Here is a 6,776-nt window from a genome sequence, read left to right on the forward strand (position 1 = left end):
AATATTTCACCTCCCATTCTTTTGCATCATATTCGAAAATTGACTATGGGGATAATTAATGCACCTAGTTTATTGACTAATTAGTTAATTACTATATAAATACTTTTGAATTTGACCATAAACTAAAAAAACATTGGGCTCTATTGAGAACGCAATGTCTGAATATATGTCAATGTATGTTCACAAGAATTGGTCTGAGTTTACGTCGGATATACCATTCAATTACGACTAAATTGGGCACCCAACATAACCAAGCAATAACAGCATAATAATACTGAAACTTTTCATCCCCAAATAGGATGGTAAACAAAGGTAACCAGATACGTAAGGTCACTGCCGCAAACGTTAAAGCATAATTTCTTAGCATCCATTTTTGATGAGCTTGAAGGTTTCGATGTTTGATTTTTATGAGCGCTTGCAACATTGTCAGTAACCAGCCTATCGATAATAAACCAAAGCCCCATTGCGAGACCCATCCCCCTGTGGCATGGAATGCTAAATAAAGACCTGCACTACCGCCAAATAAAATACTGGCACAATATAGTTTCCCCCATATTCGATGACGTCTCACATTGTTCTCTCTTAATTTTGAGGACAAGGTAAAAGGACCAATTATTAACGCTAACACGCCAAAAATAATATGGATATACAGCACGATGAACCACAGTGAGTTTAAAGTAGCACTTAGCATAAGCTTTAATTGAACAAAGCCTGCTTGCTGTGCATCCAACACCATATATTGTACGATAGAATAACCCGCTATTAAAAATGCCAAGACACTCATGATCAACCACAATTTCTTCTTAATAGATGCAGCTCCTTTCTTTCCTATATAGATTACATATTATTATGTACTAGTTGAAAGCAGTACGCTGCAATGGAGGGCCGGTTAATAGGCATGCAAATCGCTCCACACCTGGGTATTTTTCTCCTAAACTCGTAATGTGAAATCCTATATTTTTATAAAAAATCACAGCATCTCTATCCGTTTCAGCATAAATGGAAGAAAATGAATGATGATGGTTAATAAACTGTACCATCTCACCCCCAATTCCTTTCCCACGATGCGCTGGCGATACGGCAATATGTTTAATGACACACTGATGTGCATCAACTAATTCAATACCTAGACATCCAACAAGTTCTTGATCTATATAATAGCCATATAATTTTCTTGCAGGGGCATGTATATACAAATCGTATTCCTGCTCCGCTTTTGTTTTTGATGTGGCATAGGATAATAAAACTTTCACTGTAGGCTGAATAGGGATAGATTGAATAATTTCCATAGAATCCTTCCTTTCGATTATAGTTATGAGATAGCCTGTGGTTTCATTGTTAAATTGCTGGACTGGATTTTATTTCTTCAAAACTTTTTTCCACAAGACTAAAACGAACAACATTAGAATTAAAAAGTCATTCCAATAAAAATCATTGAAAGTGGATTAACAAGTATAAAATAGCTGTCTCTTATCGGATAGTTGCTACTCATGGAATACTTCTTATTCATGAAGTTAAGTTCGTTTTTGTTATTTATTCTAAAATCTTCTCAAAACTTAAGATAACTTGATCTTCGTAAATTCTCTCATCAAACTGTTTAAAACCAAGCGACGACCAGAAATTCACAGCATTTTTATTGGTAGAATGAACAGCAATATGAATACAGTTTACTTGTTGGCTTCTCATCCGTTCCTCATACAACATGTAAATTTTTTTGGCATATCCTAAACCTTGGTATTTTTTGTGGACCGCCAATAAACTTATCCAAGGTTTTTGATGGCGAGGGCTGGACATTCCATAATCCAAAATAGCTATAAAGTCATCCCCTTTTTTCACCAAATATCGTTCAATCTGTAATTCTTCTGTTTCTTCGTGTATTTCTAAAATATCCTCATTCCCTAGAACTTTTTTATCATAGGCGATTACATTATATTCCTGATTCGAATTCATAATGTCCTTTTCGGTTTCCACAAATTTCATATCGTTGTTAAGAAAGGTAAACATTTTTTATTTCTCCTTTTCTTTTATTAATTTCATAGTACCTCAAATCGGATTTCATTAGCGTTTAATTATGGATTAGAACTAAACCATTATTATATCGATGACTCTTTTTTAGCTTACATTAGACGAATACCCCACTCCCTTCAATGACAAATTACATACTATAAATTGAAGAAAGGAGAGGTTTTCATGGGATATTACGGAAACGTAGGCAACGCAGGCAACGCAGGATATTATGGTAATGTAGGTAATTACGGTTGTTGTTACAGCGGTTATGGTAATGAATATAACATGGGCTACTGCATGGACCACGGCAAAGGTAATAGTTCAACATTTGTCTTAATCGTTATTCTATTCATTCTACTCATTATCGTTGGCGCAACATTCATGCAAAAAGAAGATTGTTAATTAGTTAGTTGTAAAACAAATAAATATAACTCTTTCTGTCAATAATCCAAGGGTCGCACTCAGCTGTGGCCCTTTTTTTTGAAAGAAAAAGGAAAAGCAACCGACTAGTATATGGTCGGTTGCTTTTATTAATGGTATTTAACACACGTTGAAAACGCTGTTATATCAATTAGTCTTGAATAGCTGCCTCTAATGCTACAACCATCATGTCATTGAAAGTCGTTTGACGTTCTTCTGATGTTGTTACTTCGCCAGTTAAAATGTGGTCACTTACTGTTAGAACAGAAAGTGCTTTACGGCCGAATTTAGCTGCTAATGTGTAAAGAGCTGCTGATTCCATTTCTACGGCTAGTACACCGTATTGTGCTAATTTTTCATTTTGATGCTCATCTGAGTAGAATAAATCTGCTGTGAAGATATTCCCCACTTGTAAGTTAAGTCCAGCATCTTTACCTGCGTTATACGCTTTTAATAATAGGTCAAAGTCTGCGATAGGTGCGAAGTCGATAGCACCGCCCCAAATGATTTGGTTCATACGTGTATCAGATGTTGCTGCTTGCGCTAAAATCACGTCACGCACTTTCACATCTTTTTGAATTGCACCACAAGTACCTACACGGATTAATTTTTGAACATCATATTCTTGCATTAATTCTGTCGCATAGATTGAAATAGATGGCACACCCATACCAGTTCCTTGTACTGAAATACGTTTGCCTTTATACGTACCTGTATAACCAAACATATTACGTACCTCGTTGTAGCAAGTTACATCTTCTAAAAATGTTTCCGCGATGTATTTTGCACGAAGTGGATCTCCTGGAAGTAAAATTGTGTCAGCGATTTCACCTTTTTTTGCATTAATATGAACACTCATACTGCAATCCCTCTTTTCTGTCAGTTATCACTATAAATAATACTGTGTTTCTGTCATTTACGCAATGCTAGACGTCTAGCAACTTAAAAATTATTTATAGTTTTCGTACAATTTATGCCTGTCCCTCATATAACTCCCACAAATGATCAAAAGCATCAATCGTCAAATTTTCTGTAGCATAGGATTCAATGTAGTTGGATAACTCATTAAAGTCTGCACTTTGCTTTGGAAAATTATGCTCATGAAACATTTCCTCTGCAAACCGTACCTTGGCATCTGACCAGTCGCCGCCTCGAAATGTAAGGACATATAAATAAAAACTTTTTTTCATCACACAATTTCCCCTTTTTTGCATTTACTTTTCGATAGTGTATCAGAAAAAACGATATTCGTCATAATTCCCACTACTAAGATATATTTCCTATTCGTGATTTTAGAACTATTTTCTTGGGCATCAAGACTTTTGTCATAGTTATATCTATCAGAAAAATTTTAATTTTTAGAAAAAATAATAGAAAAAACTAGTAAAATAAGATAAAATTGAAATCGATTACTAAAAAATAGGAAGGTGATGCGATGAAAAAGACTAAAAAAACTCATGATGCAGCAAAAAAACGCCCGACTCTCTTCACTTTTAGCTTTTTTAAAGGAAAGAAAGCTTCTCTACAAGAGGAAACCGGGATTAATCCCCCTCCTATGAAAGAAAAACGACAACGTTTTTACCATTTAATTCGAGGCAAAGTGCTTATTATGTTCGCACTTCTTATTGTAATTAACGGTGTTATGGGTATATTGTCTTATGTCAATATACAGAAGCTTCAGCAGGAGATGGAAGACTTCACTAAGAAAAATGTACTAGAGCAATTAACAGTAAACCAACTTGCGTATGAGATAGCAAGGTTGACGAATTTGGAACAAAGTTACTTAATAACAGGGAATGGCATTTATTCTACCTCCTATCATTTAAAAATTGATACCATTAATAAAAAATTAGCGGCATTAAATGAACAATTTCAGGACCGGCAAGTTGAGCTTGGTCATATGCAGGCCATTGACCAATATTATAAAAATTACCTGGATTATTCAAAAAAAGTAATGACTATGCGTGATGAACTTGGTCTCGAGCAGGCTCGCAAGCTCATGATGGGGGCTACTGGGGAAACAATGAAAACGCATATTGATAATAATATTGAATCCATAAATATGGTGATGGATGAATCGAACAAAGCAAAGTTAGACAAGCTTAATCAGCAGGTCAATCTTTCAATTACTACATTTTTTATCGTATCCATTATCGGCTTTTTAGCGATCGTCATTTTTGGTTTCATGCTCTTTAAATCTTTGAAGCGTAATACACAAGCGATTAATGACTCCATCCTTGATATTGCTCAGGCAGGCGGCGATTTAACTAGACGTGTGAACGTGCGGAATCGCGATGAATTTTCCATTATTGCCGCTTCCACAAATACGTTGATTGAGTCGATTTCTAATTTAATTCGACGTGTAAGCGAACTGGCTGATCATGTATCCAGTAGTAGTCAGGAGCTCATGTCGTTAGCAGATGAAAATGCTCGTACCATTCAAGATATTGCCGATGCAACAGCAGATATTGCAAGCGATAGTGATAATACCATTTCTAGTATGAATAGTGCGCAACAAAAAATGAGCGACCTAGAGCACTCTATGCATCAATTAAACGAGCAAGCGAGTGCCGTACATCGTGCCTCTATAGCCATGCAGCAAGCAGCCGATGAAGGAAGCCTTTCTGTGGAGCAATCTTCGCTGGTTATGCAATCAATTGAAGAAACAATGGCATCCACAACATCCACGGTCGAGGCGTTAGGTCGTAAATCTGCCGACATTACATCGATCATTGGTACCATTACAGCCATTTCCGAGCAAACAAATCTATTAGCTTTAAATGCAGCGATCGAAGCAGCTCGAGCTGGCGAGCATGGTCGGGGCTTTGCTGTGGTAGCGGATGAAGTTCGTAAACTAGCAGAACAATCCCAAAGCGCTGCCAAGGAAGTAACTGCGATAGTGACATCTATTCAGGATGAAGTCACATCGATCATTGCCCAAAACCATGAAGGGGTCACTACTGTCATTCGTGGCGTTGAAGTGACCAATGAAACCAATCAATCCTTGGCCAACATTTTATCGCATACAGAAGAAACTACAACGATTATTGCAGCCATGGTGGATAAAATTGCGTCGACACTGGACTTTAGCAACGCAGTAGCAAGCGACTTCATTCACGTCAATGCCTATGCCGAGCAGTCCGCAGCTAACACCGTAACATCCGCCGCCGCTGCCACACAGGGCTCCGCTTCCATGCAGGAAATCAACGCGGCTGCCACAGAGCTTGCCCAACAAGCAGACAGCCTCCGTAATCTAGTAGGCGCATTTAAAGTTTAAGTTTTATTGCGAATTACTGAGGAGGATCCTTTCTTTGGAGGATCCCCTCTTTTTTTGGCTGAATTAGAGTTCAATTGGGGAGATATGGATTAGCCATAGTCAAGGCGGCTTTCTGTCTCTTTGAGTTGTCTCCTGCAATTTAGCGTTTTATCCATTCCTCTGAGCGGGCTATCCGTCACTTTTGGAGTTCTATCCGTCACTTTTCAGGTTTTATCCGTCACTTTGAGAGTTTTATCCGTCTCTTTTCAGGTTCTATCCGTCACTTTGCTATTTTGCACCTTTTTATTGGGGAATCCCCTCACTTGATGCGACTTCCCTTCGATTTTAGTGTTCTATCCTTCGCTCTGAGTGGGCTATCCACCACTTTTCAGGTTTTATCCTTCACCTTGAGCGTTCTATCCACCACTTTTCAGGTTCTATCCGTCACTTTTCAGGTTTTATCCGTCTCTTTGCAAATTCGTACCTTTATATTGGGAAATCCTCTCACTTGATGCGACTTCCCTTCGATTTTAGCGTTCTATCCTTCGCTCTGAGCGGGCTATCCACCACTTTTCAGGTTTTATCCTTCACTTTGAGCGTTCTATCCACCACTTTTCAGGTTCTATCCGTCACTTTGAGAGTTCTATCCGTCACTTTTCAGGCTCTATCCGTCTCTTTGCTATTTTTCACCTTTATATTGGAGAATCCTCTCACTTGAGAGACCTACCTTCGATTTTAGCGTTCTATCCTTCGCTTTGAGCGGGCTATCCACCACTTTTCAGGTTCTATCCGTCACTTTGAGAGTTTTATCCGTCTCTTTTCACTTTCTATCCGTCTCTTTGCTATTTTGCACCATTACATTGGAGAATCCTCTCACTTGATGAGACCTACCTTCGATTTTAGCATTCTATCCATCCCTCTGAGAGTGATATCCGTCACTTCGCATGTTCTATCCACCGCTTTGCTATTGCATGTCATTAATCTGAACTCGCCCTCCCCTCTACACCCACCCAAACAAAAAAAGAGGCTGGGACAGAACTAGCTGATATTCAAGATAAAAGGGAAATCGATGCTGTTCGATTTCCCTTTTTGC

General features: G+C 38.1%; 7 protein-coding genes. 2 read left to right on the top strand and 5 right to left on the bottom strand.

Annotation, left to right across the window (positions count from 1 at the left end):
- Nucleotides 1–169: 169 nt before the first annotated feature.
- From AC07YC_RS22280 to AC07YC_RS22290, 3 genes are all read right to left on the bottom strand, one after another.
- Nucleotides 170–808, bottom strand: coding sequence for a DUF2306 domain-containing protein (locus AC07YC_RS22280; protein ID WP_494920474.1), 639 nt, complete (start codon nucleotides 806–808; stop codon nucleotides 170–172).
- A gap of 46 nt (nucleotides 809–854) precedes the next feature.
- Nucleotides 855–1,289 (bottom strand): GNAT family N-acetyltransferase, encoded by a 435-nt coding sequence (locus AC07YC_RS22285; RefSeq protein ID WP_494920470.1) that lies wholly within the window; start codon nucleotides 1,287–1,289, stop codon nucleotides 855–857.
- A 244-nt stretch (nucleotides 1,290–1,533) separates the two neighbouring features.
- Entirely contained in the window at nucleotides 1,534–1,980 is a 447-nt protein-coding gene (locus AC07YC_RS22290) for a GNAT family N-acetyltransferase (protein ID WP_494920471.1), read from the bottom strand.
- A 210-nt stretch (nucleotides 1,981–2,190) separates the two neighbouring features.
- Between AC07YC_RS22290 and AC07YC_RS22295 the strand changes: the two genes are divergently transcribed.
- Entirely contained in the window at nucleotides 2,191–2,409 is a 219-nt protein-coding gene (locus AC07YC_RS22295; RefSeq protein WP_494920472.1) for a YjcZ family sporulation protein, read from the top strand.
- A 169-nt stretch (nucleotides 2,410–2,578) separates the two neighbouring features.
- On the opposite strand, the gene deoD is transcribed toward AC07YC_RS22295, so the two are convergent.
- Together deoD and AC07YC_RS22305 are read right to left on the bottom strand one after the other, a co-directional pair.
- Nucleotides 2,579–3,286, bottom strand: a complete 708-nt coding sequence (gene deoD / locus AC07YC_RS22300) for a purine-nucleoside phosphorylase (protein ID WP_008174795.1) — start codon at nucleotides 3,284–3,286, stop codon at nucleotides 2,579–2,581.
- 112 nt (nucleotides 3,287–3,398) lie between these two features.
- Nucleotides 3,399–3,617 (bottom strand): YozE family protein, encoded by a 219-nt coding sequence (locus AC07YC_RS22305; protein WP_336634758.1) that lies wholly within the window; start codon nucleotides 3,615–3,617, stop codon nucleotides 3,399–3,401.
- Between the two features lie 245 nt (nucleotides 3,618–3,862).
- Here AC07YC_RS22305 and AC07YC_RS22310 point away from each other — a divergent pair, with 245 nt between their 5' ends.
- Entirely contained in the window at nucleotides 3,863–5,704 is a 1,842-nt protein-coding gene (locus tag AC07YC_RS22310; protein WP_494920473.1) for a methyl-accepting chemotaxis protein, read from the top strand.
- Nucleotides 5,705–6,776: the final 1,072 nt, after the last annotated feature.

The sequence above is a fragment of the Lysinibacillus sp. GW247-5R2A genome (assembly GCF_059424475.1).